General features: G+C 72.9%; 11 protein-coding genes and 1 tRNA gene. 2 read left to right on the top strand and 10 right to left on the bottom strand.

Annotated features, from left to right (window positions below):
* Positions 1–82 precede the first annotated feature (82 nt).
* Positions 83–1,714, bottom strand: coding sequence for a WxL domain-containing protein (locus OG959_RS24455; RefSeq protein ID WP_326661716.1), 1,632 nt, complete (start codon positions 1,712–1,714; stop codon positions 83–85).
* Between the two features lie 292 nt (positions 1,715–2,006).
* Between OG959_RS24455 and OG959_RS24450 the strand changes: the two genes are divergently transcribed.
* Positions 2,007–2,558: a hypothetical protein gene (locus OG959_RS24450; protein ID WP_326661715.1), complete on the top strand. Its 552-nt coding sequence runs from the start codon at positions 2,007–2,009 to the stop codon at positions 2,556–2,558.
* Positions 2,559–2,639: 81 nt separating this feature from the next.
* Here the strand turns inward: OG959_RS24450 and OG959_RS24445 are convergent, their stop codons facing one another.
* The 4 genes from OG959_RS24445 to OG959_RS24430 form a co-directional block, all read right to left on the bottom strand.
* On the bottom strand, positions 2,640–4,421 hold the full coding sequence (locus OG959_RS24445) for a DEAD/DEAH box helicase (RefSeq protein WP_326661714.1): 1,782 nt from the start codon (positions 4,419–4,421) through the stop codon (positions 2,640–2,642).
* 151 nt (positions 4,422–4,572) lie between these two features.
* Complete coding sequence (locus OG959_RS24440) at positions 4,573–4,956, bottom strand: type II toxin-antitoxin system death-on-curing family toxin (RefSeq protein WP_326661711.1); 384 nt, start codon at positions 4,954–4,956, stop codon at positions 4,573–4,575.
* Positions 4,957–5,154 carry an Arc family DNA-binding protein gene (locus tag OG959_RS24435; protein ID WP_371604846.1) on the bottom strand — a complete coding sequence of 66 codons (198 nt, stop codon included), beginning with the start codon at positions 5,152–5,154 and terminating at the stop codon, positions 4,957–4,959. It abuts the gene before it with no gap.
* Positions 5,155–5,195: 41 nt separating this feature from the next.
* On the bottom strand, positions 5,196–6,677 hold the full coding sequence (locus tag OG959_RS24430; protein WP_326661707.1) for an MFS transporter: 1,482 nt from the start codon (positions 6,675–6,677) through the stop codon (positions 5,196–5,198).
* Between the two features lie 198 nt (positions 6,678–6,875).
* Here OG959_RS24430 and OG959_RS24425 point away from each other — a divergent pair.
* A tRNA-Cys gene (locus OG959_RS24425) sits at positions 6,876–6,950 on the top strand.
* Between the two features lie 55 nt (positions 6,951–7,005).
* Here OG959_RS24425 and OG959_RS24420 read toward each other — a convergent pair.
* The 5 genes from OG959_RS24420 to OG959_RS24400 form a co-directional block, all read right to left on the bottom strand.
* The gene (locus OG959_RS24420; RefSeq protein ID WP_326661705.1) at positions 7,006–8,379 is read right to left on the bottom strand and encodes a diaminopimelate decarboxylase; all 1,374 of its coding nucleotides are present in this window, start codon (positions 8,377–8,379) and stop codon (positions 7,006–7,008) included.
* Positions 8,380–8,587: 208 nt separating this feature from the next.
* Positions 8,588–10,234, bottom strand: coding sequence for a PucR family transcriptional regulator (locus OG959_RS24415; RefSeq protein WP_326661703.1), 1,647 nt, complete (start codon positions 10,232–10,234; stop codon positions 8,588–8,590).
* A gap of 68 nt (positions 10,235–10,302) precedes the next feature.
* The gene (locus OG959_RS24410) at positions 10,303–12,648 is read right to left on the bottom strand and encodes a xanthine dehydrogenase family protein molybdopterin-binding subunit (protein ID WP_326661701.1); all 2,346 of its coding nucleotides are present in this window, start codon (positions 12,646–12,648) and stop codon (positions 10,303–10,305) included.
* Entirely contained in the window at positions 12,645–14,240 is a 1,596-nt protein-coding gene (locus OG959_RS24405; RefSeq protein WP_326661699.1) for a 2Fe-2S iron-sulfur cluster-binding protein, read from the bottom strand. Before OG959_RS24405 ends, OG959_RS24410 begins: the two co-directional genes overlap by 4 nt.
* Entirely contained in the window at positions 14,237–15,133 is an 897-nt protein-coding gene (locus OG959_RS24400; protein WP_326661697.1) for an FAD binding domain-containing protein, read from the bottom strand. Before OG959_RS24400 ends, OG959_RS24405 begins: the two co-directional genes overlap by 4 nt.
* Between the last annotated feature and the right edge of the window lie 29 nt (positions 15,134–15,162).

Below are 15,162 nucleotides of genomic sequence, written 5' to 3'. Positions count from 1 at the left end.
CGAATGCGGAATGGACGACGCCCGCCTGCTCCATTTCCGTACGGAACAGACGGGCGTCCTCGGTGCTTTCTCTCGTGCCTCTTTACAGCAGGGTCAGCGTGAGAGTGGCGCTGTAATCTCCGGGCCGGGTGAATTCGGGAACCGTGAGGGCGAGCCCCGCCTCGGCGTCGAACTTCCCGCCGGTGAACGGACGTGATCCGTCCGGATTCATCCGGCAGAGGCTCGCCGCCTCGCTCCCGAGCACGGTGGGCGATCCGGCGACCGGCGCCCCCGCGCTCCCGTCCTGTGCCGTACAGGCCGGCGCCCACCGCACCGCTCCGGCCGGGATGGTGCTCCCGTCGGCGCTCGTGAAGCCGGTGAGGGTGGCGGTCAGGGACCAGCCGCTGTTGACGCCGCGGGCGTCCTGCACCTCCACCCGGTTGAGGTGGGCCCGCTGCACACCGCTGTCCGCGCCCAGGACCGTCTCACCGAAGTCGACGGTGTCACCGTCCTGGGTCATGGACAGCGTCCCCGCCCTGACCTGGGTGGACAGCTGCTGCTCGGCCGTGCTGCCGCCCCCGCCGCCACCGGTGGTGACGGTGAACGGGGCGGTGCGTACGGTCGCCGGGTCGTTGCCCTCGTCGGCCTGGACGGCGGCGACGGCGTCGGAGATGACGGTGAACTCGACGGCGAAGGTGCCGTCCGTGCCGCTCTTGACGTAGACCGCGCTGTCGTCGAGCGTGCTGCCCGCGGCGTCGAGGCCGATGACGTTGATCCAGCGGTCCGGGTTGTAGTTCCGGCCGCTGACGGTGATCACGCTGCCGACCGGGCCGCTGTCCGCCGACAGGCCTATCTCCCGGTTGCCGGCGGCGACGGCCTGGACGGTGAGGGGGGCGGTGGCCTCCTTCGTCCCGTCGTTGACCTTCACCTCGTAGCTGCCGTCGGGTACCGCTCCGGCCTCGCCGAGGGTCGCGGTGCCGGTGAGCGTGCCGTAGGAGTCGATCCTGAGGGCGTGGGAGACGAACTTCAGCGGGTCGCAGCCCCCACCGCCCACCGCGCACAGCGACGGTACGGGGGAGGCGTCCGGGGTCCATCCCGAACCGCCCAGCTTCACGGCGGTGTGCGGGCGCACCGGGTCGGCGGGCGCGGTCAGGGTGGCGGGCTCCACCGCGGAGCCCTCCGCGGTGACCGTACCGATGGAACCGCCGCCGTCGACGATGTCGCAGGGTGTCTCGAAGACCGATCCGAACACCTTCGTCTGCGTCAGCGTGCGGATCGGAGCCAGCGAGATCTCGCCCGACGCGTCCGCCGGAACCAGGAAGTCACCTTCGAACGGGGGGAACTCCATGGGCGTGTCGACCGGGACGTTCATGCTGAACTCGGCGCCCCGCACCGTGACGGTGCCCGTGGCCCCGCCGGACATCGCCAGGTCGAGGCTGATGGTGGTCGGCACGTCCTCCAGGGCGATTTGGCTGGTGGCCGGGGACGGGCCCAGTGTCACCTTCGCGTGCACCTTGCCGCCCGGTTCGACGACGGCCGGCGACAGCTCGACGGTCATCGCCTGCGGCCCGGTCGCCTCACCCTGCCCCGCGGGCAGGACGCAGTGCACGTTCGGGGTCACGGTTCCGGCCGCGGCTGCGGCCGCTGCCGCCGGAACGTCCGGCGGGGACGGTGCGGCCGTCGCCCCGACGCAGCCCAGTGACAGTACGAAGCAGGCCGCGAGCAGACCGGTCACACCGGGTCTTCGTCGTCGGATCACCTGACACCCTTTCATGGACCATTGATTGCGCACATTGAGGAGGTCACGTGCAGAGAAGTCAAGAGAGAGCCAATTGATCCTTTCAGAAATGCCCTAAAGGGATTTTGGAAGACGTTCCTCACATACCTGTTGACTTCTTCGAAGATCACCGTTTCACTGCTGCCGACATGCCGGGCCCGGCACGCAGATCCGCACGTTCAGCGAAATGCACCGAGTGCAGCGAGACGGCGGATCCACGGAATTCAAACCGGAAGGAGTTCCACCCGTCATGTCGATCTCTTCCACCCGCACGTCGCACCGAAGACGCCTGCCGCTGGTCCTGGCTGCGGCGTGTTCGGCCGGCGCCCTGCTCGCCCTGTCGTCCCCGACCGCGTCCGCGGTGGCCCCGCTCACCGCGACGGCCACCTTCAACTGCGGGTCGTGGGGCAACGGTCTCGCCACCCTGACCGCCGCCGACAACGGCACGACCAAGTCCATCAAGCTCACGTCCTCGGCGATCACGATGCCGGCCGGCTCGAGCGCCGACCCGAACAGCATCACGACGACGCTCAAGGTCTCCAAGACCTCGGGCGGAGTCACCAGCCAGGTCCAGTTCTCCGCCAAGGCCAACCCGGGCATGAGCTATCCGAACCCGATCACCCTGGGGCCGCTGAAACTCAGCTCCGGCACCCTGGCGGCCGGTGACAGCACCAATTCCGTGGTGCTGTCGGCTCCCGCGACCGCCACCAACTGGTCACTGCAGATCGTGACCTCGTCCCCGACGTCCGCCACCGTGTACTGCGTGGCGACGTCCGTACAGTCCGCTCCCTTCGTCTGGTAGCGGCCCCGGCATGACGCCGGCCCGGGGCGGGGAACCGCTGTTCCCCGCCCCGGGCCGGTGCGTCGGCGTGCCGCCGCGGACTCACGTCATGCGGGTGGCCCACTCCTGGACCTTCTTGATCCGCTGCTCGATCTGCCCGGCCGTGGCCTCCGCGCTCGGCGGCCCGCCGCACACCCGGCGCAGCTCGGTGTGGATGACCCCGTGCGGCTTGCCGCTCTGGTGCGTGTAGGCCGACACCATGGTGTTCAGCTGCTTGCGCAGCCCCAGCAGCTGCTTGTGCGTGACCACCGGCCGGTCCTCGGCCGGCTTCTCCAGCAGGTCGGCCTCCGAGGCCGGCTTCTGCCGGCTGTGCGCGATCTGCCGGGTCTGCCGCTTCTGGAGCAGCAGCTGCACCTGGTCGGGTTCGAGCAGCCCGGGGATGCCGAGGTAGTCCTGCTCCTCCTCGCTGCCCGGGTGCGCCTGCATGCCGAACTCGGCACCGTCGTAAAGCACCCGGTCGAAGACCGCGTCGGACTCCAGCGCCTCGAAGGGCAGCTGCTCCTCGGTCTCCTCGTCCTCCAGCTTCTCGGCGTCGGAGAGGAGCTTGTCCTCCTCGGCGAACGGGTTCTCCTCGTCACTGCCCTTCTTGGGCTTGTCGAGGACGTGGTCCCGTTCGACCTCCATCTCGTTGGCGAAGTCGAGGAGCATCGGGATCGTCGGCACGAAGACGGATGCGGTCTCGCCGCGCCTGCGGGAGCGCACGAAACGGCCGACGGCCTGGGCGAAGAAGAGGGGCGTCGAGATGGTGGTGGCGTACACGCCGACGGCCAGGCGCGGCACGTCGACGCCCTCCGACACCATGCGGACGGCGACCATCCAGCGCGATCCGTCCTCGGTGAACGCGTCGATCTTCTTCGACGCGGCCTTCTCGTCGGAGAGGACGACGGTGGGCTTCTCGCCGGTCACCTTCTTGAGGATCTTGGCGTACTCGCGCGCCGACTCCTGGTCGGTCGCGATGACGAGCCCGCCCGCGTCCGGGATGCCCTTGCGGACCTCGGTGAGCCGCTTGTCGGCGGCGCTGAGGACGTTGGGGATCCAGTCGCCGGTGGGCGAGAGCGCGGTGCGCCAGGCCTGCCCGATGGCGTCCTTGGTCATCGGCTCGCCGAGCCGGGCGGCGATCTCGTCACCGGCCTTGGTGCGCCAGCGCATGTTGCCGCTGTAGCTGAGGAAGATGACGGGGCGGACGACGCCGTCGGCGAGCGCGTTGCCGTAGCCGTAGGTGTAGTCGGCCGAGGAACGCCGGATCCCGTCGTTGCCCTCCTCGTACGCGACGAAGGGGATCGGGTTGGTGTCCGAGCGGAACGGCGTGCCGGTGAGGGCGAGCCGGCGGGTCGCCGGGTCGAACGCCTCCTGGCAGGCCTCACCCCAGGACTTCGAGTCACCGGCGTGGTGGATCTCGTCGAGGATCACCAGGGTCTTGCGCTGCTCGCACCGGTTGCGGTGCAGCATCGGGCGGACTCCGACGCCCGCGTACGTGACCGCGACCCCGTGGTACTCCTTGCTCACGGGGCCGGCGCTGTACTCGGGGTCGAGCTTGATCCCTATCCGGGCGGCCGCTTCCGCCCACTGCTTCTTCAGGTGCTCGGTGGGCGCGACGACGGTGATCTGCTGCACGACGTGGTGGTGGAGCAGCCATGAGGCGAGGGTCAGCGCGAAGGTGGTCTTTCCGGCGCCGGGGGTCGCGACGGCGAGGAAGTCGCGCGGCTGCTCCTGGATGTACCTCTCGAGGGCGCCCTGCTGCCAGGCTCGCAGCTTGCCGGCCGTGCCCCAGGGGGCGCGGCCGGGAAAGGCGGGTGAGAGGTGGTGGGAGGCGGTAGTAGTCACGGTCTCCGGTTCGGGTCTCTCGGGTACGTGTGGTGCTGTCCGCACGGACCGGGACGGGCCCGTACGCGATACGACAACCGGGCCACCTTACCGGTGACCCGGCCGTGCCCACGTATGAACGACACCCGCGCGCGACCCCGCGAGACCGGGGTCACATGGCGTCGCGCAGTGCCCGCAAGCGGTCGGCGATCCGGTCCACGTCTTCGAGACTGCCCATCGCCACCTCGATGACGAGCTTGTACGCCTCGTCCTGGTCGACGTCGAGCATTTCGGTCCCGTTGAAGTCGAGAAACACGACTGTGGACATCCAGGCCATGCGCTTGTTGCCGTCCACAAGAGGGTGATTCACCGCGAGCGACTGCAACAGCGCCGCAGCCTTCTGGAAGAGATCCGTGTAGGCCTCGACGCCGAACATGGCCGACTGGGGGCGGTGCGCCGCCGAGCTTAGGAGGCCCAGGTCGCGCACGGCGACCTGCTGCCCTTCGCAGGCCAGTTCCGCCAGGTCCAGAACTTCCTGGACTGTCAGATACTTCACCTACTCCCCCAGCCGCCGCAGCAGGTCGGCGTGACCCCTCGCATACTTGGCCCCGAGTCGCTTCACCGACTCCCGATCCGCTTCAACCTCCAGATACCGGTCGATCGCCTGAAGCACTATGGCGTGCATGCTCCGGCCCTCTTCCTCGGCCCGGAGCTTCAGCGCCTCCTGCTGGTCTTCGCGCATACGCAGATTCATCGCCATACCGAAACGGTACCACTAGTGGGGTCATCTCGGTACTACTTCGCGCTCCGCACCCGCGTAGCCACCCAAGCCCCCACCAGCGCCACCCCCGCCATCGGCAGGAACACCACCGCGAACGCCCCCGGGTGCGAGCCGGACGCGCCCGCGTCCACCGCCTCGTGCACCGCGCCCACCGCTCCCCCGCCGAGGGCCGCGAACGCCGCGCCGCCCGCGGCCAGCAGCAGGACGTTGGAGAGGCCGTCGGAAATCTGGAGCGCCGCGGAGTTCGCCCCCGCCTCCTCCGGCGCCGACAGCTTCAGCAGCAGCACGCTCGTCGATGCGATCACCATGCCCATGCCGAAGCAGCCGAAGGCCCAGGCCACGGCGACCGTCCAGACCGGCACCCCGTCGATCAGCACGGCGGGCGCCGCCGCTATCGCCGCCGCGACGAGCACCATGCTGCCCACCATCAGCCGGTCGCGGTGCGGTTCCATGCGGGGCCGGGACTGTACGTAGGAGCCGAGCGCCCACGTACCGCCGCCGGCGGCGAGGGAGAGTCCGGCCATCGTCGGGGACATCCCGCGCTGGGTGACAAGCATCAGCGGGACGAACGACTCGGCGGCGATGAACGACCCGGCCGCCACCCCGCGCAGCAGCACCACCGCGGGCAGTCCGCGTGCGGCGCGGGCGGTGCCCGGGGGCAGCAGGCCGCGGATCGCCGGGACGAGCAGGGCGGCACCGGCGGCGGCCGGCAGCAGGGAGAACCAGTTCCGCTCCTGCCCGGCGTACTGGAGCAGACCGGCGCCCAGCGAGATGCCCAGCGCGAGCGCGATGCGCCGGCGGTCGTACGGCTCCACGGGCGCCGCCGGGTCCGCCGGACCGGACGCCGTCCGCCGGATCGCGGGCAGCGCGAGCGCCAGCGGGAAGACGACCAGGACCGGGATGCCGACGAAGACCCAGCGCCAGCCCAGGTGCTCGGTCACGCTTCCGGAGGCCAGCGGCCCGACGACGGACGGGATCACCCAGCTCGCGGCGAACGCGGCCAGGATCGACGGCCGCAGGTGCTCCGGGTAGGCCCGGCTGATCACCACGTACAGCGCGACGATCACCAGCCCGCCGCCGAGACCCTGCACGGCCCGGCCCGCGATGAACATCCACATGGTGCCCGCGGTCCCGGACAGCAGGAGCCCCGCCCCGAAGGCGCTGATCCCGGCGGCGAGCGGTGCGAGCGGCCCGCGCCGGTCGGCCCACTGGCCGGACAGCACCATGGCGAAGAGGCTGGTGGTGAAGTACGCCGAGAACGCGAACGCGTACAGCGGGATGCCGTGCAGCTCACGGGCCGCGACCGGCATCGCGGTCCCGACCGCCGTCGCCTCGAACGCGATCAGGAAGACGACGGAGACGATGCCGATGCTGAGTGCCCGGTAGGTCCGTCCGAGGACGCCTTCGGGCGCCGTGGCGACCGCTGTCCCCGGTATGTCGTCGGTGTCTTCGATGCGGGGCGAGACATCGGCGTCACGCGGTTCCAGGGCGGTCATGAGCCCAAGAGTAAGGGGCGAAATCCGGCATGGGACCTGTCGTGGGTCGCTCACGTTCTCGGCCGTTGGTCGTAGGACCGGGACAGGCCGGACCGCCGGCCATCGTGAACGCCGTATGGCGGTCGCGTTGCACGGCGGCACGCGCCCTTGTACGCCACACGGGCCGGGGCCTACGGTCGGGATGTCGCAACAACGCACGACCGTGTGCCCGAGAGGCTCAGGGGCTCGACTGCAACTCGAGTTACACCGGTTCGAATCCGGTCACGGTCTCCACACCGGTCCGCCCGCCCCCACTGCACGGGGGCGGGCGGTCCGTCGTTCAGCCGGGTCAGCGGCCGGACACCGCGTTCGGCTCCCGGTCTCCCTCGTACAGCGCCACGAGGGCGTCCGCGTGGGAGAGGCCGCTCTCCTCGACGACTTCGCGGATGCTCTGGGCCTCGCGGACCACGGCGAGGCGGATCCGCCCGGACCGGTCCGTGCGGTATCCGTACACGGCCGGTCTGGGCAGGGAGTTGTACGAGAAGTGCGAGGAGAAGTAGTACGCGCCGGTGTCGTACAGCGCCACCACGTCACCGGGCTCGATGGCCGGGAGTTCGCGGGCGGTCGCGGTCAGGTCCCCGGCGAAGCAGCACGGTCCCGCGATGTCCACGACCTGGAGCGGGCCGTCCTTGGGGCGGCCTGCGGCGTCGAACACGCCGACGCGCAGGGGCCAGGCGTCCGGCATGAACACGGTGCGGGTGGCCACCTGGGCGCCGGCGTGGGTGACGGCGATCCGCCGGCCGCCGGCGGACTTGGTGTACTCGACGAGTGAGCCGATGGTGCCGCTCTTCGCCAGCAGCGAGCGGCCGAACTCGGTGACCAGGGTGTAGCGGCCGTCGAAGAGCCCGGGAGCCGCGTTGCGCAGTTCGGCGACGTAGTCGGAGTAGGTGGGGCGGTCGTCCTCGGTGTCGAAGTTGACGGGCAGGCCGCCGCCGATGTCCAGGCCGGTGATCCGGGCGTGCCCCAGCTGGTCGTTGATCCGCTCCGCGAGGTCGTACGCGGCGCTGACGCCCTGGGCGATGAGCGGCAGCGGGCAGCCCTGGGAGCCGACGTGTGCGTGCAGGCGGTTGAGCCAGGGGCGCCGGGTGAAGGCGTCGATCACGGCGTCCACGGCGCCCGGGTCGCGCAGCGCGACGCCGAACTTGGAGGTCGCGGTGGCGGTGCTCATCGCCCCGATGGCGCCGGCGCCGACCTGGGGGTTCACCCGCAGTCCGATGGGTCCGGCGGGCTCGCGGCCGGCCAGCAGCCGGTCGACGCGCTCCAGCTCCTGGAAGTTGTCCAGGTTGACAGCGATGCCGTGCTCCAGCGCGAACTCCAGCTCCTCGACCGTCTTCGCGGGGCTGTCGAAGACCAGCCGGTCGGGGGTGAAGCCGGCGGCGAGGGCCTGCTCCAGCTCGCCGGGCGAGGCGACCTCGCAGCCCATGCCGGCATCGGCGAGCAGCCGGAGTACCGGTACCAGTCCGCACGCCTTGGCCGCGAAGGTGTGCTGGACCGTGGCCGGTCCCTCGAACGCCTCGTTCAGTGCGTCCACCGCGGCCAGCACCCCGTCGACGTCGAGGAGGCCGACCAGGGGCGCGCCGGGGCCGAGCAGGCCGTCCTCGATGGCACGGGCCAGCGCCGCCTCGCGGGCGGTCTTGCGCCGATGGGCCGAACCGGATGTCACCTGAACCAACTCCTACGTGATGGCGTGATGGCGTGATGCCGTGACGGGTCGCTCGTGCGCCGCGCCCGTCCGGCCGCGTGCCGTTGTGCCCAGCTTCGGTGCGCGGAGCCCGGCATGTCTTCGTCGGGCACGACCATGCCTGACCGGTCGGCATGTCGCGTATGACAACCAAACGATCATGGGTGCGGGAGCTGTCCCCGAAACCGCCTCAGCCGGTACGCCTGTCCAGGCGCAGTCCCACGTCCGCCAGGAGCCGCACGGCCGGATCGGCCAGGTCGACGCCGAACAGGTCCCTGGCCCGGCGCAGCCGGTACCGCAGCGTGTTGGGGTGCACGTTGAGGCGCCGTGCCGCGGCCGCCGTGTCGCCGAAGGCGTCGAGGTGCGCGGCGACCGATTCGCCGTACCGCGAGCCGTGCGCCCGGTCGTGCGCGGTCATCGCGTGCACCGGTCCCTCCATCGCCCCCCACAGCGGCTCCACCCGGTCCAGCAGCCGCAGCACCGCCGCCTCCGCCGCCACCTCCGCGTACGACGCCACCGCCGACCCGGTCCCGCCTGCGGGCAGGCGTGCGGCCCGCTCCCTCAGCACCCGTACGACCAGCTCCGCCGCGTCACGGGAGCCGGGCAGGTCCGACAGGTCCGCCACCACGGGTCCTGCACCGGCGAAGACCACGCCGCGCGGCACGCCGCGGGCCGTCGCCAGCAGGGTGCGCGCGGGATCCGTCTCGCCGTCCACGGCGGGCACCAGGGCGTAGAGCCGCTGCCCCGACCGCGCGGTCACACACCCGGGGCGGTAGGCGGCGGCCTGCAACGCGAGCACGTCGAGGACCCGCTGCCCCACGTCGCCCGGCGCGGGCTCCGGGCCGTCGTACGCCTCCGCCACCATCACGGCGTACGGCCGGCCCCGTACGATCCCGATGTCGTGCGCCGCCTGCGCGCTGCCCGCCAGGAGTGCGTGCACCGCGCCCTCGCGCGCCCAGGCCGCGGCCCGGCCCCAGGTCCGGTGGTGCGACAGGTGCGGGACGGCGGCGCGGCCCGCCGTCCGCAGCGCGGCGACCGCGTCCTCGGCCAGCGGCCGCCCGTCCGTGGCGGCCCAGATCGAGCCGAGGACCTCGGATCCGTGCCGCACCGCGACGGCCAGCCGCTCGGCGTAGCGGTCGTCGGCGGGGAGCCGCACCACGTCGTCGGTGTTCCACAGGGCCTGGAAGAAGCCGCTCTCCCGCAGTTCGACGACCCGCCAGCGGGGCACTTCCTGGCCCAGGATCGTGAGCCTGCGCATCGGGTCGGGCTCGTGGTCCATGCGTGAGTACGCCAGCACCCGGGACTGCGGGTCCTCGATCGTGATCGCGCCGCCGACGAGGTCCGCCACGGTGTTGGCCAGGCCCGACAGGTCTCCCAGCCGCAGACCGTCCACCCCGGCCGTGCCCGCGGACCGGTCGGGGACGCTGTGCACCAGTGCCGTCCGCAACCGGCCGAGCACCTCGGTCCAGCCCTGTTCCGGCCGCCGGGCCAGCAAGGCCGTACGCCCCCGCTCCGCCGTCTCCAGCAGAGCCGTCCCGGGCCCCCGGGTGCCGCGCCGCATCACCACGGCCGCGGCCCCGGCGCGGTCCGCGGCGCGCAGCACGTCGGCGGCCTCGGGCGAGGCGACCTCCACGCCGACGGCCAGCAGGACCATGCCGGTGGCCGCCCACGTCTCCTCGTCCCGCTCCTCGCCCGGGTCGTGCAGCACCACGTCGCAGACGCGCACACCGGTGCCGTGCGGTGCCACGACGACATCGAGCGTCCCGGCGTCGATCAGTGCGAGGAGCTGCGCCAGAGTGGGGCCGCTTTCGGACCGGTCGGCTTCAAGGGGGTGCATCCGCACATAGTGACCCGGACCGGCCCGGCGCGGCCATGCCCTGGGTCACTGCCGCGCCGGGGCCGGGATCAGGACTTGGGGGCGGCCACAGCCGCCTGCGGTCTGATCGGGAGGCGGTTGACGGGGCGGCCGGTGGCCGAGCGGACCGCCGCGGCCACCGCGGCCGGCGAGGTCACGACCGGGACCGCCGATGCGGGCTTGGCGCCGAAGGGGGCCACCACGTCGCGCTCCTCGACGAGCTTGACGATGCGGATGTCCGGAGCGTCCAGGGCCGTCGGCAGGGCGTAGCCCGTCAGGTCGGGGTGGCGGACGAGACCGCGGGCGCTGCGGAGGTTCTCCGTCAGAGCGGCCCCTATGCCCTGCGTGACGCCCGCCTCGATCCGGGTCGCCAGCTGGGACGGGTTGAGGACCCGGCCGACGTCCTGGGCGACCGCCATCTCCACGACACGGACCGAACCGAGCTCGATGTCGACGTCCACGACCGCGCGGATCGCGCAGAACGCGAGGCCGACGAAGGCGTCGCCCTGGCCGGACTCGTCGAGCGGTTCGGTGGGGTGGGGACGGCACTGGGCGGTGGCCCAGAGCTCCTTGCCGTCCATCGCCTCCGTGACGGTCGTGGAGAGCACGCCGTCGTACGAGGTGATCTTGCCGTCGGCGATCTGGAGCAGCTCGGTGGACATGCCGAACTTGTGGGCCAGCGGCTGGAGCAGCTGGGTGCGGACCATCTTCGCCGCACGTTCGACCGCCCCGGCGGAGACCCAGGTGTGGCGGCCGTGCGTCGCCGGACCGGCCGGGGGCTGGTCGGTGTCGACGGACGCGACGTGCACCTCTTCGATGCCGAGCGTCTCCTGTACGACCTGACGGGCCAGCGTGGTGAAGCCCTGCCCGGTCTCGACGGCGGCGCAGATGACGGTGGCGACGCCGTCGTGGACCCGGACGGTGGCCGTGGAGACCTCGTCGGTGCCCTCGGCGCCGAGCATGTGGACCATGCCCAGCGCGTATCCGACCCCGCGCCGCACGGCTCCGGGTTCGCCCGCGCCCTCGGGGCCGCCGGGCAGCAGCCAGTCGTCCTCCGGGGAGTCCTTGGGCAGCGAGGGCAGCGGGAAGTCCCGTACGGAACGCAGGAGCTCCGCGACCGGGGCGGGGCAGGTGACCGTCTGCCCGGTGGGCAGGATGTCGCCGGTGGACAGCACGTTGCGCATCCGCAGCTCGGCCGGTTCGATGCCGAGCTTGGCCGCGAGCTTGTCCATCTGGCCCTCGTACGCGGCACAGACCTGCATCGCGCCCTCGCCGCGGACATGGCCGGAGGGCGGGTTGTTCGTCCGGACGGCCCAGCCCTCGATGAAGGCGTGCGGCACGACGTACGGACCGCAGGCGAAGGCGACCGCGGCGGCCAGGGACTCCGACGAGGCGTCCGCGTAGGCGCCTGCGTCCAGGAGGATCTGGGCCTCGACCTTGACCAGGCGGCCCTCGGCGTCCGCGTGGTGGCGGTAGCGGAGCAGCGTGGGGTGGCGGTGGGCGTGGCCGAGGAAGGACTCCTCGCGGGTGGCGGCCAGCTTGACCGGGCAGCCGGTGCGCAGGGCGAGGAGGCCGAGGGGGAGCTGGAAGCCGGGGTCCTCGCGGTCGCCGGTGGCGCCGGGCACTCCGGTGACGACGACCTTCACCCGGTCGGGTTCCAGGCCGAAGCAGGCTGCGGCGAGGTCCCGGTCGGTGTGTGGGTCGGTGGAGGCGGTGTAGATCTCCACACCGCCGTCGGGGCGGGGCACGGCGAGTCCGGCCTCGGCGCCGATGGGTGCGGGGTCCTGCCGGCCGATGCGGTACAGGCCCTCGACGACGACCTCGCCGGTGATCTCGGGGTCGCCGTAGCGCAGCGGGATGTGGCGGATCAGGTTGCCGTCGGGGTGCAGCGGCTCGGCGGCGAAGGCCTTCTCCGGGTCGGTGACCGGTTCCAGCACCTCGTACTCGACGGTGATCGCGGCGGCGGCCAGCCGGGCGGTGTCCGGGTGGTCGGCGGCGACGGCGGCGATCGGTTCGCCGTGGTGGCGGACCAGGTCGGACGCGAAGACGGGGCGGTCGACGACGCGGCGGCCGTAGGCGCCGTCGCCGGGGACGTCCTCGTGGGTGACGACCGCGCGCACACCGGGCATCTCGGAGGCGGCCGAGGTGTCGATGGACAGGATGCGGGCGTGCGGGTGCGGGGAGCGGAGCACGGCCGCCCAGAGCAGTCCCTCGGCCCACAGGTCGGCGGCGTACGGGAACGTGCCCTCGGTCTTGGCGCGGGCGTCGGCGGGCGGCAGGGAGGCGCCGAGGCCGAGCAGCGGCTGCTCGGTTCCGGGGCCGCCCGGGCCGTCCAGTGACGGGATGCTGATCGCCGTGTGGGTGGCGCCCGCCGCGGTGGCCGCGTCGTTGCTCACGCCATGCCTCCGTCCTGCAGATGGGCCTGCACACTACCCGCGCCCGGCGCCGCCTGGTGCGGGATGCGGGCCTCGTCCGCCTCGGCGGATTCCCGCGCGGGCGCCGCGGCCGCCTCGGAGGCGGCCTCCCGGCCCGCGATGACCTCGTTCACGGCGTCGAGCACGCCGCGGTAGCCGGAGCAGCGGCAGAGGTTGCCGCAGAGCGCCTGGCGGGTTTCCAGCTCGCTGGGGGCGTGGTTGCCCTCCAGCAGGTCGTGGACGGTCATGGCCATGCCGGGGATGCAGAAGCCGCACTGGACGGCGCCGCACTCGGCCAGGGCGCGCTGGACGTCGGACGGCTCACCGTCGACGGCCAGGCCCTCGACCGTACGGACCTCGCTGCCCGCGGCCGTGGCCGCGGGGACCAGGCAGGAGGCGACGAGCCGGCCGTCCACCTGGACGTTGCAGGCACCGCACTCGCCCTGCGAGCAGCCGTCCTTGGCACCGGCGAGGCCGAGGCGCTCGCGCAGCACGTAGAGCAGCGACTCGCCGATCCAGGCGTCGGTGACGGGCCGGTCGGCACCGTTCACATGCAGCACGTAGGAGGTGGCGGGGTGCTCGCTGGGCAGGTCGAGCGCGGGGGCGGGCGGGGCATCCACGACCGCGTCGTCCGGAGCCGCGTCGTCGGGCAGGGCCTCGTCCGGGGCCGCCGCTCCGGGCTGCTCCGGGCCGGCCGCCTGTCGCGCGTCCTCGGGCCCGGCCGCCGCGTCCGGCGCGTCCGCGTCCGGCGCGTCCGGGGAACCGGCCTCGGCGCCGTCGGCGGCCGGGTCCGTGCCGGTCTCGTCCGCCGGGTCGTCGGCCGGCGCTTCGGCGGCGGGCTCCGGCGGCGGGCCGAGGTCCGTCCCCAGCGCCGGGGTGTCCCCGGCACCGGGGTGCGGCTCCTGCGTCGCCCACGGCGCGGACGCACCGCCCGGCAGCGTGGCCGGCGGGGTGCGGTCCGCGTACCAGCCGGCGGCCAGCGCAGAGGCCGAGAACTCGCCGGACTCCTCCGGGAGCTCACCGTCGGCGACCGGGATCGTCCACTGTCCGGTGTGACCGGCGGCCTCGGCGGGGCCGCCGGACTCGGTGAAGTTCCACTGGCCGGTGGCGGCCGCGGTCCCGGGGTACTGGTCCGGGTACGCCTGGTCCGGGTACTCCTGAGCCCCCTGCGGGCCGGGCTGCGGGTATCCGTACGGCGTCTGCTGCTGGTTCGGGTCCGGCCAGTGCACCGCGGCGGGCGCGGGCTCCGCACCGGGCTCCTGACCGTCCGGCAGGCCGTGCCGGTCGTGCTGGTCCTGCGGGTCCGGCCCCTGCTGGTTCTGCTGGTCCTGCTGGTCCTGCTGGTTCGGTGTCTGGACGACCCAGCTGCCGGTGGCCGCCGGGTCGAGGCCGGCCGCGGGGGTCAGCGGCAGGATCATCGGCGGTACGTACCCCTGACCGGGCGCGGCCAGCGGCACGTTCGCCAGGTCCTCGGGCGGCAGATGGACGAAGGCGGTCGCCTCTGCGTCGTACTCACCGCCCTGCGGGGTCGGTTCCCAGCCCCCGCGCCGGTCGTCGTGGTCCTCGTTGCTCATGACAGTGCCCTCCCCAGCGCTCGTCGGGCCAGCGCGGCGACGGTGCGCCGCAGGTGCAGTACGGCGGGGGGCAGCGGTGGCGCCTCTCCCCCATCGGCAGGTGGTGCCTGGTCCGGGATGCAGGCCGCGGCGACGTACTCGCCGAAGGCGGCCAGCGCGTCGGGGGCCAGGCCGCGTTCGGCGTCCCAGTCGATCAGTGAGGCGATCCAGCGCTCGGCCTCCAGCGGCCGCAGCGGCATCGGGGCGATGGCGCCGACCGCGCAGCGCACTCCCCGCCGGGCCGGGTCGAGCACGATCGCGACGGAGGCGGTGGCACGGCCGGGGCCGGTCCGTCCGGTCGCCTTGAGGAAGACCTGCGGGGCGTGCAGCAGCGGGACGCGGACGAAGCCGATCAGCTCGGCGGGCTCCAGCATCTCGCGGCCCGCCAGCAGGTGCGAGACCGGGATCTCACGGCGTGCGCCGCCGGGGCCGGCGATGACGAGCTCGGCCTCCAGGGCGGCGAGCACCGGCAGGGCGTCGCCGGTCGGCGCGGCGGTCGCGATGTTGCCGCCCAGCGTTCCAGCGTTGCGGATCTGCGGCGGGCCGGCCGCGCGCGCGGACGCGGCGAGCGCGGGGATGAGGGCGGCGAAGTCGGGCCGTCCCATGCGTGCGTGGGTGAGACCGGCGCCCAGCAGGGCGTGGCCGTCCTGGTAGTGCCAGCCGCGGAGCTCGCTGATCCTGCCGAGGCCGACCAGCGCGGAGGGGCGCAGGAGCCCCTTGTTGACGGCCGCCATCAGGTCCGTGCCGCCTGCGACGGGGACTGCGGCGGGCATGGCGCCGAGTGCCGCCACGGCCTCGTCCAGCGAGGCAGGCAGCGTGACGGACTGCGTCGCCTGCGGTGCGTGCGTGGTCAACCCAGCTGCCCCTTCCCGGTGTCCCGGCG

It is taken from the genome of Streptomyces sp. NBC_00385 (assembly GCF_035917155.1).
Classification (GTDB): Bacteria; Actinomycetota; Actinomycetes; order Streptomycetales; family Streptomycetaceae; genus Streptomyces; species Streptomyces poriferorum.
The sequence above is the reverse complement of the archived record's forward strand: the minus strand, read 5'-3'. Positions and strand labels throughout refer to the sequence as shown.

Coding starts and splice junctions, on each gene's coding strand:
- OG959_RS24415 (WP_326661703.1), bottom strand. CDS start 10,234: ATGCACCCCCTTGAAGCCGACCGGTCCGAAAGCGGCCCCACTCTGGCG.
- OG959_RS24405 (WP_326661699.1), bottom strand. CDS start 14,240: ATGAGCAACGAGGACCACGACGACCGGCGCGGGGGCTGGGAACCGACC.
- OG959_RS24430 (WP_326661707.1), bottom strand. CDS start 6,677: ATGACCGCCCTGGAACCGCGTGACGCCGATGTCTCGCCCCGCATCGAA.
- OG959_RS24435 (WP_371604846.1), bottom strand. CDS start 5,154: ATGAATCTGCGTATGCGCGAAGACCAGCAGGAGGCGCTGAAGCTCCGG.
- OG959_RS24450 (WP_326661715.1), top strand. CDS start 2,007: ATGTCGATCTCTTCCACCCGCACGTCGCACCGAAGACGCCTGCCGCTG.